At 71.9% G+C, this 16,299-nt stretch carries 14 protein-coding genes; 2 read left to right on the plus strand and 12 right to left on the minus strand.

The genetic code is table 11. The features are described 5' to 3' along the window. Positions 1-248 precede the first annotated feature (248 nt). Positions 249-2,345 (minus strand): phosphate acetyltransferase, encoded by a 2,097-nt coding sequence (gene pta, locus JQS43_RS20930; protein ID WP_239676083.1) that lies wholly within the window; start codon positions 2,343-2,345, stop codon positions 249-251. Positions 2,346-2,452: 107 nt separating this feature from the next. Here pta and JQS43_RS20935 point away from each other — a divergent pair, with 107 nt between their 5' ends. After that, a complete protein-coding gene (locus JQS43_RS20935; RefSeq protein ID WP_239676084.1) occupies positions 2,453-2,719 on the plus strand; it encodes a DUF2277 domain-containing protein in 267 nt (88 codons plus the stop codon). A 160-nt stretch (positions 2,720-2,879) separates the two neighbouring features. Here the strand turns inward: JQS43_RS20935 and JQS43_RS20940 are convergent, their stop codons facing one another. The 3 genes from JQS43_RS20940 to JQS43_RS20950 all read right to left on the minus strand — a co-directional run bounded on the left by JQS43_RS20940 (position 2,880) and on the right by JQS43_RS20950 (position 4,701). After that, positions 2,880-3,497: a hypothetical protein gene (locus tag JQS43_RS20940; protein ID WP_239676085.1), complete on the minus strand. Its 618-nt coding sequence runs from the start codon at positions 3,495-3,497 to the stop codon at positions 2,880-2,882. Between the two features lie 187 nt (positions 3,498-3,684). Further along, positions 3,685-4,077, minus strand: a complete 393-nt coding sequence (locus JQS43_RS20945) for a PPOX class F420-dependent oxidoreductase (RefSeq protein ID WP_239679519.1) — start codon at positions 4,075-4,077, stop codon at positions 3,685-3,687. A 42-nt stretch (positions 4,078-4,119) separates the two neighbouring features. Next, positions 4,120-4,701, minus strand: coding sequence for a hypothetical protein (locus tag JQS43_RS20950; protein WP_239676086.1), 582 nt, complete (start codon positions 4,699-4,701; stop codon positions 4,120-4,122). Positions 4,702-4,749: 48 nt separating this feature from the next. Here JQS43_RS20950 and JQS43_RS20955 point away from each other — a divergent pair, with 48 nt between their 5' ends. After that, entirely contained in the window at positions 4,750-6,282 is a 1,533-nt protein-coding gene (locus tag JQS43_RS20955) for an LLM class flavin-dependent oxidoreductase (protein ID WP_239676087.1), read from the plus strand. A 1,217-nt stretch (positions 6,283-7,499) separates the two neighbouring features. On the opposite strand, the gene JQS43_RS20960 is transcribed toward JQS43_RS20955, so the two are convergent. The 8 genes from JQS43_RS20960 to JQS43_RS20995 are packed head-to-tail and all read right to left on the minus strand — an operon-like array spanning position 7,500 to position 16,295. Continuing rightward, the gene (locus JQS43_RS20960; RefSeq protein WP_239676088.1) at positions 7,500-8,063 is read right to left on the minus strand and encodes a flavoprotein; all 564 of its coding nucleotides are present in this window, start codon (positions 8,061-8,063) and stop codon (positions 7,500-7,502) included. After that, positions 8,060-9,067, minus strand: coding sequence for a methyltransferase (locus JQS43_RS20965; RefSeq protein ID WP_239676089.1), 1,008 nt, complete (start codon positions 9,065-9,067; stop codon positions 8,060-8,062). The genes JQS43_RS20960 and JQS43_RS20965 overlap by 4 nt, the downstream gene beginning before the upstream one ends. Beyond that, on the minus strand, positions 9,067-10,740 hold the full coding sequence (locus JQS43_RS20970) for an ABC transporter substrate-binding protein (protein ID WP_239676090.1): 1,674 nt from the start codon (positions 10,738-10,740) through the stop codon (positions 9,067-9,069). The genes JQS43_RS20965 and JQS43_RS20970 overlap by 1 nt, the downstream gene beginning before the upstream one ends. After that, positions 10,634-12,517, minus strand: a complete 1,884-nt coding sequence (locus JQS43_RS20975) for an ABC transporter ATP-binding protein (RefSeq protein ID WP_239676091.1) — start codon at positions 12,515-12,517, stop codon at positions 10,634-10,636. Before JQS43_RS20975 ends, JQS43_RS20970 begins: the two co-directional genes overlap by 107 nt. Then, positions 12,514-13,344 carry an ABC transporter permease gene (locus tag JQS43_RS20980; RefSeq protein ID WP_239676092.1) on the minus strand — a complete coding sequence of 277 codons (831 nt, stop codon included), beginning with the start codon at positions 13,342-13,344 and terminating at the stop codon, positions 12,514-12,516. The genes JQS43_RS20975 and JQS43_RS20980 overlap by 4 nt, the downstream gene beginning before the upstream one ends. Beyond that, on the minus strand, positions 13,341-14,324 hold the full coding sequence (locus JQS43_RS20985) for an ABC transporter permease (RefSeq protein ID WP_239676093.1): 984 nt from the start codon (positions 14,322-14,324) through the stop codon (positions 13,341-13,343). The genes JQS43_RS20980 and JQS43_RS20985 overlap by 4 nt, the downstream gene beginning before the upstream one ends. Then, entirely contained in the window at positions 14,311-15,354 is a 1,044-nt protein-coding gene (locus JQS43_RS20990; protein WP_239676094.1) for a methyltransferase, read from the minus strand. Before JQS43_RS20990 ends, JQS43_RS20985 begins: the two co-directional genes overlap by 14 nt. Continuing rightward, a complete protein-coding gene (locus tag JQS43_RS20995) occupies positions 15,351-16,295 on the minus strand; it encodes an NAD(P)/FAD-dependent oxidoreductase (RefSeq protein WP_239676095.1) in 945 nt (314 codons plus the stop codon). The genes JQS43_RS20990 and JQS43_RS20995 overlap by 4 nt, the downstream gene beginning before the upstream one ends. Between the last annotated feature and the right edge of the window lie 4 nt (positions 16,296-16,299).

Here is a 16,299-nt window from a genome sequence, read left to right on the forward strand (position 1 = left end):
GACGGCCCCACAGAGGAGAAGCAGTCGGCGACCCGGACCAGGTCGGACAATCACCCGGGGAACGCCCCGGTCACCCGCCCTGCCACTGCTGCCTCGGTCACGCGCCATCGTGGATCACCGCCCTGAGTCCGCCGCTGGGGGTTTGCGCCGGCTGCTCAGCGACCGGCACACCACCCTCTTACCCGGCAGCGGGCCTCGCTAGGCATGCCCAGCTTAGCACCGGCGAGGGCCGAGAAGATCCACGCGAACTACTCCTGGGCCGCGGCCTGAATGGCGGTGATAGCCACGGTGCTGACGATGTCCGCGACGGTCGCTCCCCGCGACAGGTCGTTCACGGGCCGGCGTAGCCCTTGCAGGACCGGCCCGACCGCCACCGCCCCGGCCGAGCGCTGCACCGCCTTGTAGGTGTTGTTGCCGGTGTTCAGATCCGGGAAGATCAGCACCGTGGCATTGCCCGCGACCTCGCTCTGCGGCAGCTTGGTCGCGGCCACCGCCGGGTCGACCGCGGCGTCGTACTGGATCGGACCCTCCACCGGCAGCTCCGGTCTCCGTCGCCGCACCAGCGCCGTCGCCTCGGCGACCTTGTCTACATCTGCCCCGCTGCCGGAGCCCCCGGTGGAGTAGGAGAGCATCGCCACCCGCGGCGTCACCCCGAACTGCTCGGCGGTCTGCGCTGACGACAGGGCGATATCGGCGAGCTGCTCCGGGTCGGGGTCCTGGACCACCGCGCAGTCGCCGTAGACCAGCACCTGATCGGCGAGGCACATGAAGAAGACGCTGGAGGCCACCGAGACCCACGGCTTGGTCCGGATGATCTCGAACGCGGGCCGGATCGTGTCCGCCGTCGGATGGACGCAGCCGGAGACCATCGCGTCAGCTCGCCCGGTGTGGACCATCATGGTGCCGAAGTAGTTGACATCCCCCATCCGGTCGTAGGCGGCCTCCTCGGTCACCCCTCGGTCGGCTCGAAGCTTGCCGTACTCGGCGGCGAACTCGTCCCGCCACGGCGAGTCCGCCGGATCGGCGACCTCTACGTCGGCCAGGTCGAGACCGAGCTCCCGGCCGCGCCGCGCGATCTCGTCGCCCGGGCCGAGCAGGGTCAGCTCGCAGATCCCGCGACGTTGCAGGATCTCCGCCGCCCGCAGAATCCGCTCCTCCGTACCCTCCGGCAACACCACCCGCCGCCGGTGTGCCCGCGCCCGTTCAACCAATGTGTACTCGAACATCATCGGTGTGACCCGGTGTGAGCGGGCGACGTCCAACTGCTCGGCGAGTTGAGCCGTGTCGACCGCGGCCTCGAAGACGCCGAGCGCGGCGTCGACCTTGCGAGGATTGTCGGGACTGATCCGGCCGGTGAGCCCCGCCAGCGCGGTGACGGTGTCGTAGCTCTCCCGAGCGACCGACAACACCGGCAACACCGGCTCCGAGGCCGTGACCAGCCGCTCCACCCGTGGGTCGAGCGGCAGCCCGAGCGTCAACACCAGCCCCGCCAGCGACACGTGCCCGGCGGCGTGAGCCGCGAACGAGGCCACCACCAGGTCGGATCGGTCCCCCGGGGTGACGACCAGGCTGCCGTCGGTGATGTAGTCCAGGAAAGTCGGCAGGGTCGCGCCCCCGACCACCACGTTGAGCACGTCCCGGGTCCTCGCCACCTGGTCTACCCCGAGCACCGGCTCGGCGTCGAGCACCGCCATCACCTCGCCGACCGTGGGGGCCGCCACCGCCGGCTCCTCCGGCACCACGTACGCCGGCACCGGCAGCGACTCCGCGGCGGCCAGCGCACGCTCCCGCACGGCCGGGTCCGCCCGGTTCGCGAGCACCCCGACCAACACCGCGCCGCGGTCGGCGAGGGCCCGGTACGCCGAGCGCATCGCCGCCGCGATCTCCTCACCCCCGCGTTCGTGGCCATCCACGACCGGCAGCGTCACCGCGCCGAACTCGGCCGCCAGCCGAAGATTGAGCGCGAACTCGCCTGGGACGCCGCGCTCCTGCTGCGGGTCGCCGGTGTCCCGGCCGTAGTCGGTGCCGACCACGACCACTACGTCGCACTCCCGCTCCACCTGCCGGAACCGGTCGACGATCCGGCTCACCAGCTCATCGGTGCGGCCGTCGCCGATCAGCTGCTGGGCGGTGGCGTAGTCGCTGCCGGTCAGCTCCGGTAGGGGCAGCGTCATCCCGTATCGCCGATGCAGCAACTCCATGATCGGATCGGGGGTCAGTCGGGCCAGCGGACGAAATGCACCGATCCGCTCCACCCGCCGAGAGAGCAGCTCCGCGACGCCGAGCGCCACCGCCGACTTGCCGCCGCCGGGCTCCAGCCCGGTCAGGTACACACTGCGCGCCACCGCACCCTCCGTCGGTCGTTACGTTGCTTCGTCGCCCTCCGAAGGTCCACAGTACGACCGGGGCGGGAGCGGTCGCCGCCGCCCTCGCAAGGTGCCATGCTGGGAGCATGTGCCGAAACATCCGGGTGCTCCACAACTTCGAGCCGCCTGCTACCGAAGCCGAGATCCAGGCCTCGGCGCTCCAGTACGTACGCAAGATCAGCGGCAGTTCGCGGCCGTCCGCCGCCAACCAGCAGGCCTTCGATGAGGCGGTCGCGCAGATCGCGGACACCACCCGGACCCTGTTGGACCGCCTGGTCACCAACGCCGCGCCGCGTAACCGGGAGGTGGAGGCGGCGAAGGCGAAAGAACGCGCCGCCCAGCGGTACGCGTGACCGGACCAGTCCAGCCGTACGCGCGACCGCACCGGCCCGGGCGGCGTCGACCCTGGCATGTCGACGCGCACCGGACCGGTGCGATCGGGACCTGGCCGCGGCTCGTAACGAGCGGCTCGACGGTGGGCGGGGAAGGACTCCGACCGCCCCGCCCCACCGTCTACCTGCGCGGCCCGGCCCCTGACCCCTGATCCGGCCGGGAGCCGTATCCGGGGCCGCTTCCGGCCGCCTGTCCCGCGTACGGACGTTCCGGCGAGGGCTCGGCCCGGGTCTCGTACCTGCCGGTGCCGCGGCCCCGCCGTTCGGCGCGGTCAGCGCCGCCGAGCCCACCGAGCAGCCCGCCCAGCGCGGCGGCGATCAACCCCACCACCAGCGAGAGGAACGCCGCCCACAACGGCCCGGTGCCGACCTGCACCGCTGGCGCACCGAAGGTCGTCAGCAGGCCGAGGGCCGGCGGGAACGGGAACGCGACCACCACCACCAGAATCAGACCCCAGGTGGTCAGGCCCTGGAAGAGCCCCGCCATCAGTCCGCGGGCGCTAGAGAGCACGGCCGCGATCAGGCCGGCGGCGAACAGCGCCACCACCGCCGAGATGAAGCCGAACCAGTGCAGGTTGTTCGCCATCCACTGGGCTTCCCCACCGATCGCCGCGAACAGGCTGGTAAGTAGGGCGAGCAAGCCGATTCCGATGACCGCGCCAGCGGCGACGGCACCCCACCGGATCCAGCTCCGCCCCGCTGCTGCCGGTTGCTCCGAGTAGTTTTCCCTCATCGCCATGTCAACCGCACCTCCCGTGCAGGTTGCCCCCGGCCAGCCGACCGGGGTCGGCAGATCATTTCTCTTATCAGCTACCCACCGCGACCAGAGGTATAACCGCCAGATCAACCCGAGTTGCCCGGATAAATGCCTTATATCTGACCAAAGCAGGACAGGTGGCTAACTAGCATCTCGGCGACTCGGGTGGTTAATCTCCGGTCACCGGCTCGTCGGCGGACAGTTGAATCCGCAACCCCACCGTCCCCGCCCGGCCCCGGCGCAGCCGGCTGCCCCACATGGTCAGCCTGCCCACCAACCCGTACTTGGCGAGGACCGCCCGCCCCACCCGGTCGCTCGCCGCGGCCGGCAGCACCTCCGCCCGCGCCGGATAGGCCGGCCCCGGCTGGTTGCCGCGGATGTCGCAGGTGGCCACGGTCACCGCGGGCTCCCGCCGGATCCGCTTCACCTTGCCGGAGTCCGCCACTGTCCAGACGCCGAGCGCGCCGTCGAACGGCACGATCCATACCGGAGTAGCGACCGCCCGACCATCGCGCCGGTAGGTCGTCAAGAGCACATACTTTGCGGCGGCGAGCTCAGCCATCGGATCCGTCACCTCACCCACGGTACGCGTACCGGGCGTGGTCTAGTCGGTCGCCGCCAACCGCAGCGGGCCCGGCGCGGCAGCCCCGTCCAGACTGGCCGGATCGACGCTCCAGGCCTCGGCGACGCGCAGCACGTCGGCCTCGTCGACCAGCACATCGACCTCCTCGCCGATCGCCGCTGGCAGCCCGGCCGCCAGTTCGGCGGGGTCCGGCTCACCGTGCCACAGATTGACCTCGCCGGTCTCTCCGACGTACTCGAAGCCGCGCACCAGGTTGCCCGCCCGCGCCCGCTCCCACCGGTGCAGCTCCATCACCCGATGGGTAGCGAAGAACTGCACCTCGGTGTCGAGCGCGGCGGAGATCCCGGCGACGTCGGTCGGTGCGCCGGGTCGCAGCAGCCACTTGCCCACCGCCAGCACCCACCTCGCGCCACCGGCCCCGGGCAACGGCGGCGTCACCGCCACCCGGTTGTCGGTCAGATAGGCCAGGTCGATGCCGTCGCGCCACGGCGCCTCCCCGAGGTCACGCAGGCCGAGCGTGGCGATGACGGTCGCCGGGTCGACCTCGCGGATCGCCAGCCACGCCTGCTTGAAGCCGAAACCCACCATCGTGTCAGCGCTCACGCCAGCGAATCTACCGCGGGCGGAACCCGCCGGTACCCTTGATCTGTCATGACTGACTATGGACATGAGCTGCAGTTCGGCAGCTTCCTCACCCCGTCGGCGCGGCAACCGGAGCAGGTGGTCGCGCTCGCGCGCGCCAGCGAGGCGGCCGGTCTGGATCTGGTCACGTTCCAAGACCATCCCTACCAGCCCGCCTTCCTCGACAGCTGGACCCTGCTGTCGTACGTGGCCGCCGCCACCGACCGGATCCGGTTGAGCGGCAACGTGCTGAACCTGCCGCTGCGGCAACCCACGGTGTTGGCCCGCAGCGCCGCGAGCCTGGACCGGCTCACCGGCGGTCGAGTCGAGTTGGCGCTCGGCGCCGGCGGGTTCTGGGACGCGATCGAGGCGAACGGCGGCCCCCGGCGGCAGCCCGGTGAGGCGGTCGCGGCGCTCCGCGAGGCGATCGAGATCATCCGCGAGGTGTGGGACGTCGACCAGCGGGGCGGTGCCCGCGTCATCGGTGAGCATTACCGGGTGGCCGGCGCCAAGCGCGGCCCCGCCCCCGCCCACGACATGGAGATCTGGGTCGGCGCCTATGGCCCGCGGATGCTGCGGCTGGTCGGCGAGTTCGCCGACGGGTGGCTTCCCAGCCTGCCGTTCCTGAAGCGGGGGGCGGCCGAGCTGCCGGAGTTGAACGCCCGGATCGACGAGGCCGCCACCGCGGCCGGCCGGGCACCCGCCGCCATTCGCCGGCTGCTGAACCTCAGCGGGGAGTTCACCGACTCCGACTCCGGCCTGCTCAGCGGCCCGCCCACCGCCTGGGCCGAGCAGCTCACCGAGCTCGCACTCACCGCGGGCGTCTCGGGCTTCGTGCTGATGACCGACGATCCGACCACGATCGCGCGGTTCGGCGCCGAGGTCGCGCCCGCGGTCCGGGAGGCGGTCGCCGCGGAGCGTGGCCGGCCCCGCGGCTCGGTGGGGGCTGACTTGGCGGCAGGTGCCGCTGCCGGGGCCGACGCTCCCGCGGACGAGGGCACCCCGGTCTGGGACGAGACGACCCGGCCGGTCGCCCCACCCGCGCCCGAAGGCCACGCGTACACCGAGCGGGGGCACGCGATCGGTCAGCACCTGGTCGATGTGCACGACCATCTCCGGCAGGAGCTCAAACAGCTCCGGGATCTGCTGCGGCAGGTGCGCCGGGGCGCCCTCTCCCCGGCCGTCGCCCGCTCGCAGATCAACCAGCTGACGATGCGGCAGCACACCTGGGCGCTCGGCGCCTACTGCGCCTCGTACTGCACGCTGCTCGCGCAGCACCACGGGCTGGAGGACCAATCGGTCTTCCCGCATCTGCGGACCAGCGACACGGGCCTGGCCCCGGTGCTGGATCGGCTTGAGGAGGAGCACGTGGTCATCCACGAACTCTCGGAGCGGGTCGATCGGGCGCTGGTCGATCTGATCAACAAGCCCGACGACTTCGACCCGCTGCAGGCGGCGGTCGATCAGCTCGCCGATGCTCTCACGTCCCACCTGGGGTACGAAGAGGACCAGCTGGTCGAGCCGCTCTCCCGCTACGGCATGGCCCCCGGCCAGCTCGCTTAGGGCCACCGCCAGGTGCGCGGTCGACAGCCCACCAGCGCCCCGACTCGAATTCGCCAGCGCCAGGTACGCAGCTCTGCCGCCCACCACCGGTTGCTTGGTCATCAGGCGTCGCCGCAGCTCAGGTGGTGCTGCGGGCGCGTTTGCTTTGCTTACGCATACGCCATCGGCCGGGCTGTCGGGCGGCAAGATCGGCGGGCAGATCGTCTCACCCGGCTTGGTGGGTCGAGTGGCGCCTGATTTGCCAGTATGAGCCTGGTTGGTCGCCGTAGTGGATCACCACTCAACCGACCAAGCGGCCGACGGTGTTGACAGCCGGACGCAAGGGGGTCTGCTGACAAGCCCGTGACCTGGTACAGACTTCCGTCTGACGCGATCCCGGCGCGAGTCAGCCGGCGGCAGGGAGGGCCGACGCCACAAAGTCGGCGACCCGCAGGCAGCTCAGCGGCCCTCCCAGCCAAGTTCTTGCTGTCACTGCCCTTCTCCAGTTAGCCAGCAGAGTCGTATACGCCTGCGGGCTGATTCATCGAGGCAAGCGGTGACCTGGCAGACGTTCCACTGCGACTAGCTGGGTCCGGTGTGGATGATAGGTGTGCCCGCCCCTCGACCTACCTAGGCGAGCTAAGCGGGCGCCCAGCCCGCCCGATCCTGGCTTGGTTGGGCAGGGAGGGATCTTGCGTACCGGAATGTCGGATATTCCGGTACGCAAGATCCCTCCCAGGCCAACCAAGTCGGACTTCCCCCGTGGGCGTGCCCAGCCCACCAAGCCGGACGGTCAACGCCGCGGCGCGTCGACACACTACTCCGGCTTCACCAGTGGCTCTTGTAGACCAGGCACTGAGGACCTCGCCACTGCCATTGCAAGATGATCAAGTGTCCCGATAAGCGAGCAGGGTCGCGTAGGCCAGCGGTCGATCCGGCCGGTGTGGACCGCTCGCCTCGCTTGGTAAGCAGAGTGGCGATCCTTTACCCGAACTGGCCAGCACCACGAACCCGGCACACGTCCAGATCCAGGTCGACCATGGTCACCCGGTCCAGCGCGGGCCACTCCGGCACAGTGGTGAGTTCACAGTAGACCTCGGTACAGCCCGGCCAGCCTTGGGGGCACTTGGTTGGGCAGGGAGGGATCTTGCGTACCGGAATGTCGGATATTCCGGTACGCAAGATCCCTCCCAGGCCAACCAAGCCGGAGAACGTCGGCGCCGGGACCGTGCCGGTGGTTACTCCGCGAGCAGTTTCTCCACCACCGTGACCACCTCCTCCGGCGACGGGATGGCCGGGTGGCTGACCATCGTCTGGGCGGCCACGTCGTAGCTGTCGTGCCAGACCGGCTCCACCACCTGATGGCCGTCGGCCCGCAGTTGGGCGACGTTGCGCTGCAGCGCCGGTTTTCGCCACATCGGCGTACCCATATGTGGGAAGAAGACCGCCGGGTAGGGCACCGCCAGGATGACCGTGGCGAGTCGGTTCGGGGCGGCGCCGGCGGCGGCCGCGGCCAGGATGTTCGCGGTCGCCGGCAGGACCAGCAGCAGGTCGTGGTCAGCGGCGAGCCGCGACGGCCGGTCGGTTGGCCAATCCTCGGTCGCCTCCCCCGCCACTACCCGGTCGGCGGCGAGTCCCACCGTCTGGGGTGGAATAAACTGGGTCGCGGTATGGGTCATCAGCACGGTGTAGCTGCCGCCGATCCGTTCCCGCAGCGCACCGAGGTAGCTGGGCAGCGACGAGACCGCGATCGAACCGGTGGCGCCGACCAGCACCCGGGGTGCGGGAGCTGGCCCGGTCACGTCGGCACCCCCGCCAGCACAACGGTCTGCGGCGGCTCGTCCAGGTCGTAGCAGTGGGCCGGGCCGAAACCGGCCTCGTCGAGCCACCGGCGGTAGTCGTGCTCGCCGTGCGCGTCGCCGCCCGGGGTGGCGACCAGCATCTGCAGGCCGAAGCTCGCCCCCACCCGGTGCCGGTCGCGTAGATAGCTGACGATCGCCAGCCCGCCGCCGGGAGCGATGATCGGCCGCAGCCGGCGGCACAAGTCCCGGCTCGCCTCGGCATCGAAGATGTTCGTGACCATGCTGCAGAGCACCAGGTCAAACGGCCCCGGCGGCAACGTTTCCAGGCAGTCCCCGGCGAAGAGTTCCACCCCGGCGGCGGCCAGTCGCCCGCGCTGCCGGGCTCCCTCGATCACCCCGGGCAGGTCCTGCATGGTGGTGGTGAGGCCGCGGCTCGCCAGCGCCAGCGCGTACTCGCCGTGGCCACCGCCGAGGTCCAGCACGGTACGGGCGTGGGGGAACCGATCCAGGCAGGCGTCGAGCACCGGGGTGGTCACCCGCCGGGTGATCGCCGCGAGCAGGTCGAGGCCGACCCCCGGGGCTGGTGCCGGCGGGTTCTCGGGCGAAGTCGCGGCCCGATCGTGCAACCGCTTGGGCAGCAGCACCGCCCACCGCCGGATCCACACCCCGTGCTGGGCGAGCATCGCCTGGTCGGCGGGGGCCGGGTGGGCCGGGCCTTCCTGATAGCGGCCGTGCTCGTCCACGCTCACCAGCTGCCAGGCGACGAGCACCGCCAGCACTGCCTGTACGGCTGATTCCGAGAGCCCGCACCGCTCGGCCAGCTCGGCCGCGGTCCCGGGCAGCGCCCCGATGAGGCCGGCGTCGGTGGCGGCGTGGTAGGCCAGCGCCAGCCGCCAGTCGGTGAGCTTCTCCGGCAACGCCATCGCCGAGTAGTCGATCCCCCGCGCCCACGCATCCGGGACGGCATCGGGGCCAGCATCTGGGCTGAGGTCGAGGGCGCCCATCAGCTCACCCCGCCGGTGGTCGCTCCGGTGACGAAGGCGTGCTTGTTGTTGACCCCGGGTACTAGGCCGCCGACCCCACCGGGGGTCAGGTACCAGGCGTCGAACTCGGTGGTCCGGACGATGGTGGTCAGCGGCGGGTACACCAGCGGCAGCATCGGCAACTCCTCGGCGACCAGCTGCTGCATCTGCGCCGCGAGCTCTTGCCGCTCCGACTCGTCCAGAGTGGCGCGTTGCTGCTCGGCGAGCCGGTCGAACTCGGCGTTCGCGTACCCCTGGGCGCGTTGCAGGGAGCGGGAGGTGGAGGCGTACACCTTGGCCATCCCGTCGGGCTGCTCGTCGGTGTTGGTGCCACCGAAGGTGGTCATCGACAGCTCGGTCTGGCCGCTGTTCAGCCGCTCGTGGAAGCTGGGTAGGTCCACCGCGACCGGTTCGCACTCGATCCCGATCTCGGCCAGCTCGGCGATCACCAGCTCCACCGGGCCCATCGGCTGTTCGTTGCTGACCAGCAGTTCGAAGCGGAGCGGCTCGCCGTCCGGGCCACGCCGAATCCCATCCGCCCCGTCCCGTTCGTACCCTGCGTCGGCGAGCAGCTGCTCGGCCTGGGCCGGGTCGTGTTCGTACTGCTCCACCGGCACGTGGTACGGGTGGCTGGGCGGCAGCAGTCCCGGGTTGCCCGGGGCGGCTTTGCCGTCGAAGAGCCGCTCCACCAGCATCTGCCGGTCGATCGCCAGTGCGCAGGCCCGCCGGAAGCTGGCCTCGGCGAGCACCCCGCCCGCGGCGAGGTTCCAGTAGAGCCCCACCACGGTCTCGCCGAACGGTGCGTCGATCACCTCGAACTCGTCCCGGTCTTCGAACGGGGCCAGCGCCTGCGGCCGCAGCCCGGTGCCCGGGCCGACCCCGCCCGCCTGGTCGACCTCGCCGGCGAGCAGCGCCGCGAGTGGGTCGTCGACCGGGCGGTGTTCGATCCGGGCCACCGCCGGCTGGCCCAGGAAGTAGTCGTCGTTGGCGAGGTACAGGTTCGCCCCGGTGCCGGGCTCGTACTCGGTCAGCCGGTAGGGCCCGGACCCGACCAGCAGCGCCGGGTCTTGCTGCTGGCCGGGTTCGCTGATCGACGACCAGATGTGGCGGGGGAAGATGAGCACCCCACCGGCGCCGGTGAACTGTTCGAAGGTCCAGTCCGGCTCCCGGAGCCGGAACTCGACGGTCAGCTCGTCGATCGCCTCGACCCCCGCCAGGTTGTCGTAGTTCGGCACCGTGATCACCGACGGGGCGAGCTGGTCGGCGTGCTCGGCGAGGTAGTCGAAGGTGAAGGCGACATCCTCGGCGGTCAGCGGCTCCCCGTCGTGCCAGGTGACCCCCTCCCGCAGCGTGAAGGTGTAGGTGCGGCCGTCGTCGCTGCGCTCGAAGCCGGTGGCCAGCCACGGGATGTACTCGCCGGCCGCGTCCTTCCACAACAGAGTGTCGTAGAGGTAGCTCGCCTGCAGGTAGCCGATCCCACCGCGATAGGTGAACGGCGACGGGAAGGCTACATCCGGGCCGGGCATCCGCAGCGTCAACGGCTGCGGATCAGTCCCGCTCTGCTCCTGGCCGCCGCACGCGGTCAGCGAGAGCGCCCCCGCTCCCGCCGCCAGCGCGCTGCCGCGCAGGAAGGTACGGCGATTCATCGGTAACATCAGTTTGCTCCTTTTCGGTGCGGTCACTGGTACTGGGCACTGGGGAGGGTGGGATCAGCAACGTGGGGGCGGCGGCGAGCAGCCGGCGGGTGGTGGGGCTGCGTGGGGCGGCGCAGAGCAGTTCGGTGCGGGCGGACTCCACGACCCGGCCGTGGTCGAGCACCACCACCCGGTCGGTGACCTTCCGCACCAGCGCCAGGTCGTGGGAGATGAACAGCAGGCCGAGCCCCAGTTCGCTCTGCCGCTCCCGCAGCGTCACCAGCAGCCGGGCCTGTTCCGAGGGGTCGAGCATGCTGGTGGGTTCGTCGGCGAGCAGCACCGCCGGCTCGGTAATCAGCGCCCGGGCGAGCGCGATCCGTTGCAGCTGCCCGCCGGAGAGCTGGTGCGGGTAGGCGCCGAGAAACCGGGCCGAGGTCGGCAGCCCGACCGCCGACAGGGCGCCGGCGATCTGCTCAGCCGGGTCGCCCCCGGCCGGGTCGCCGCCGGGGGAGCCCAGCAGCGCCAGCGGCTCGCCGAGCTGTTCGGCGACGGTCAGCCGGGGCGACAGCGCGTCCCACGGGTCCTGCATCACCAGCTGCACCCGAGCCCGGCGGTGGCGGTCGGCTCGGCTGCGACCGGTGGGCAGCGGCTCGCCCAACAGATCGATCTCTCCCGCCTCCGCGGTCAGGTGCCCACTGGCGATCAGCGCCAGCGTGCTCTTGCCGCTACCGGAGGGGCCGACCAGGCCGACCGCCTCGCCCTGCCGGACATCCAGCGACACCTCGTCGAGCACCCGCTGCGCGCGCCGACCCCGGCCGTACTGCTTGCTGACCCCCCGGACGGCGAGCAGCGTCCGCACGCCACCGAGGTGGCAGGCGACCGCACGAGCGGGCGGCTCGGCCGCCACGGGTGTGAGCGGCGCCGGCTGCTCGCGACACACCTCGACCGCCTGCGGGCACCGGGGATGGAACGGGCAGCCGGCCGGCGGATCGGCCGGGTCCGGTGGTGCGCCCCGGATCGGGCGGAGCTCCTTGGTGCTACTCATCGCCGGGTACGCGTTCGTCAACGCCCAGGTGTACGGGTGGTTCGGATCGCCGATCACCTCAGCGCTGGGCCCGGTCTCCAGCACCGACCCGCCATAGAGGACCAACGTCCGCTCGCTGAGCCGGACGGCGGCGGCGAGGTCGTGGGTGACCACCAGCAACGCGCAGCCCCGCGACCGGGTCTGCGCCCCGATCTCGGCCACCAGCCGGTGGCTGGTCTCCGGGTCCAGCCCGCCGGTGGGCTCATCGAGCACCAGCAGCTCGGGGTCGAGCACCAGCGCCGCCACCAACGCCGCCCGGCGGCGCTGGCCACCGGAGACCTGGTGGGGGTAGCGCGCCAGCAGCGCCGGGTCGAGCTGGCACTCCGCCGCGAGCTGGGCGACCCGGTCCCGCGCCTGGCTGGGACGCAGCCGGCCGTGTGCCAGCAGCGGCTCGGCGAGCTGCTCCGCCAAGGTCGACACCGGGTTGAACGGCGCACCCTGCAGGCAGAGCGCGACCTTCGGTCCGCGCAGAACCCGCAGCCGCGCCGAGGCGGCGCCGACCAGCTCCTCGCCGTCGAGTTGGACGCTGCCGGTGACCTCGGGAGGTTGCCGCAGTCCGGCGAGGCACTGCGCCAGCGTCGACTTGCCCGCTCCGCTCTCCCCTACCACCGCTAACGACTCGCCCCGCGCGAGCGTGAAGCTCACGCCTCGCAGTGCGGTTACCGAGCCGTCGAACTGGACCCGCAGGTCCGTCACTGTCAACAGCGCGCTCATGCCACCCGCTCCACTCTGGGCTGCCACCGGCGCTCGACGCCGACGCCGAGCAGCGTGAACGCCAGGATCGCCATCGTGATCAGCGCTCCGGCCGGCAGCACCCACCACAGCCAGGCGGAGCTGAAGTAGACCCCGGGCTCGAGCAGCGCCCGGTGCAGGTCGAGCCCCCAACTGACCCGGGTCGGGTCGGCGAGGCCGAGAAATGCCAGGCTCGCCTCCAGCAGCACGGTGGCGCTCGCGACCACAATGGTCTCGGCGATCAGCAGCGGCGCCAGCCCGGGCAGCAGGTGCCGGCGCAGTAGCTGCGACCAGCTGGCGCCGAAGCCGCGGGCGGCGCGCACATAGCCGCGCTGGCGCAGGGTCAGGGTCTGGCTGCGCACCACCCGGGCGACCGCCGGCCACATCAGCACCCCGATCAGCACCGCCACGGTCGGCCCGCCGACGCCGGCGAATGCGGCGATCAGGATCAGCAGCGGCAGCCGCGGCACCGCCAACGCCAGGTCGATGGTGCGGGCGGCGAGCAGGTCCGGCCAACCGCCGGCGAGGCCCGCACCGACTCCGACCAACACCCCCAGCGACACCGCCAGCCCGACCGCGGTCGCCGCCGCCAGCAGCGTGCTGCGGGCTCCCCAGATCAGCCGGGAGGCGACATCCTGGCCGAGGTTGTTGGTACCCAACGGATGCGCGCCCGACGGCGACGCCAGCGACGGGCCGACCGGCTGCGCCGGATCGTAGGGGGCGAGCAGCGGCGCCGTCACCGCGGCGACCAGCAGCAGGCCGAGGATCACCGCGCCGATCAGCGCCGGCCCGGACCGGAGCGGGTTCACGCCGCCGCCACTCGTGGATCGAGCCGCCGGTACGCCAACTCGGCGAGCGCGTTGGCGGTGACCACCGACAGCGTCAACAGCAGGAAGCAGCCCTGCAGGGTCGGGTAGTCCCGGAACCGGATCGCGTCGAAGACCAGCCGACCGACCCCCTCGTACCGGAAGACGGTCTCGACCAGGATGGTGGCGGTCACCGCGGTGCCGACCTGGACGGCGAGCACGCTGACCACCGGCAGCAGCGCATTGCGGCCCGCGTACCGGTAGCGCAGGGTGCGCTCGCGCAGTCCTCGTGCCCGGCCGGCGAGCAGGTAGTCGGCGCCCAGCTCGCTGACCATCCCGGCCCGCATCACCAGGAACTGCCCGGCGGCGAACTGGAGCGCCAGGACGGTCGCCGGCAGCGCCAGGTGGTGGGCGATGTCGACGGTGCGGGCCACCGGCCCCAACGACGCGAACGGGGTGCTGGCACCGGCGATCGGGAACCAGCCGAGCCGCACCGCGAAGACCAGCAACAGCAGACTGCCCAGAACGAAGACCGGGATGCTGCGCAGCAGCGTGAACCCCGCCAGCAACGCGTGGTCGACCCGCCGGCCGCGGCGCCACCCGGCCGCCGCGCCGGCCGCCACGCCCAGCAGGGTGCCGGCCACCAGCGCGGTGCTGACCAGCAGCCCGGTCCGCGGGGCGCGGGTGGTCAGCAGCTCGGTCACCGGTACGCCGTATCGGATCGAGGTGCCCAGGTCGCCTCGGAGCAGCCCGGTCAGGTACTGGCCGTACTGCACCGGCAACGGTTGGTCCAGGCCGTAGTGTGCCCGCAGCCGCTCCCGGATCGCCTCGTCGTGCACATAGCTGGTCGACCCCTCGGTGTAGGCGGCGGTGATCGGGTCGCCGGGCATCGCCCGGGGCAGTGCGAAGTTGAGGGTCACCAGGACGAAGATGGTCAGCAGGTAGGCCGGCAGCAGCCGGCCCGCCCGCTCATCGGTCCGCATCCCGCCGGTCTGCGGCGGCTGCCACTGTGTACTCCAGTACGGCGTAGGGAAGCTGGAACGGCCCGCGGTCGCGATGAGACACACCTGCCGCTGCCAACCCGGCCTGCTGGGCCAGCTCGGTCAGGTGCGCCGGGGTGCGTTCCTGACCGCCCAACAGGATCAGCATCTTCAGGTCGAGGTGGGTCGCCCACTGCTGGTCGGCGCCGGCGTCGATCACCCCCTCGACGATTAGCACCCGCCCGTCGGTGCCGGCCGCCGCCGCGACCCGGCGCAGGATGGTGACCACCTGTTCGTCGGGCCAGTTGTGCAGCACCGAGGCGAGCAGGTAGACGTCGCCGCCGGCGGGGATCGGGTCGTCGAAGAAGCTGCCGGCCACCACCTCGCACCGGTCGGCCACCCCGGCCGCGGTGAGCAGTTCGCCAGCACCGGCGATCGGGCCGGGCAACTCGAACAGGGTGCCGCGCAGCTGGGGCGCTTCGGCGAGCAGCCGGGCGAGCAGCTCCCCCTGGCCACCGCCGACGTCGACCACATGACCGGCGGTCGACCAGTCCCGGTCGGCGAGCATCGGGTGGTAGTCGCCGGAGCCCTGCGACATCAGCGCGTCGAACGACTCCTGCAGCGCTGGGTCGGCCGCCAGGTGCGCCCAGAACGGGGTGCCGTGCACCGACTCGTAGACCGGGGCACCGGTGCGGACCGCGGCCGGCAGCGCCGCGTAGACCTCGTCCATCCGGCCGGCGGCGCCCCGGGTGTCGAGCCAGTCGGCCATCCGCGACGGGTGCCCGCGCCGCAGCTGCTCACCGGTCTCGGTGAGCCCGAAGCTGCCGGGAACGGGTTCGGTGAACACGCCCCGCGCCGCCAGGTGCCGGAGCAGCCGGGCCAGTGCCCGGGCGTCGGCCCCGGTCTGTTTGGCTAGTTCGGACGGTTCCCGCACCCCGTCGGCGATCAGATCCGGGACGCCGAGCGTCACCACCGTCCGCAGCGCCCACGGCGTGGAGAGGTCGGTCATCTCCCAGAGGCTCCGCCCGGTCATGTGCCGCTGCCCCCTTCGCTACGGCCCAGGTGGTCCTTGACCGCCAGCTCGACCTCCTCCTGCACCAGGTCGTTGTTGAGCGCGAAGCCGGCCGCCGAGCCCATCCCGGCGGCGGTCACCACCTGCGCCCGGGGATCGACCACATTGCCTACTGCCCAGACCCCGGGGACGCTGGTGCGTCCGGTGCGGTCGGTGGTCACCCAGCCCTGCTCGTCGCGGTCGCAGCCGAGCGAGCGCAGCAGGTCGTCGCGCGGGACCATCCGCGGGAAGATGAAGACGACCTGGCGCTCCACCAGTTCGCCGCCGGCCAGCACCACACCGCGAAGCTGGTCGTCGACGATCTCCAGCCGGTCGACCTCGCCCTCGACGACGCGGATCCCGCGGGCGGTGAGCCGGAGCCGGTCCTGCTCGCTGACCGGTTGGGTGTGTGGGAGGTAGGACAGGTCGTCGGTCCACTGCCGCAGCAGCAGCGCGTGGTGGACCGCGGCCGGGTGGGTCCCCAGCACCGCCGTCGGCTGGTCCCGGACCTCGTAGCCGTGGCAGTACGGGCAGTGCAGCAGATCCCGGCCCCACCGTTCCCGCACGCCGGGGAGCTCCGGCAGCTCATCGCGCAGTCCGGTCGCCACCACCAGCCGGCGTGCGGTCAGTTGCCGGCCGCTGGCCAGCGACAGTGTGAACCCGGGCTCGACCCGGTCGACCCGGTCCCCGATCATGTCCACCCCGTACTGGGCCAGCTCCGACCGGCCGGCGGCGAGCAGCTCGACCGGCGGGGTGCCGTCCTGGCTCAGGAACCCCCGGACGTGCTCGGCCGGCGCGTTGCGCGGCTCGCCCGCGTCGATCACCGCCACCCGCCGCCGGGAACGGGCCAACACCAGCGCCGCGGTCAACCCGCCAGCGCCACCGCCGACCACCACCACGTCGTACCCGGTCGTTTCGGTCATTTGA

The organism is Natronosporangium hydrolyticum, assembly GCF_016925615.1.
In the GTDB taxonomy this organism is placed as follows: Bacteria; Actinomycetota; Actinomycetes; order Mycobacteriales; family Micromonosporaceae; genus Natronosporangium; species Natronosporangium hydrolyticum.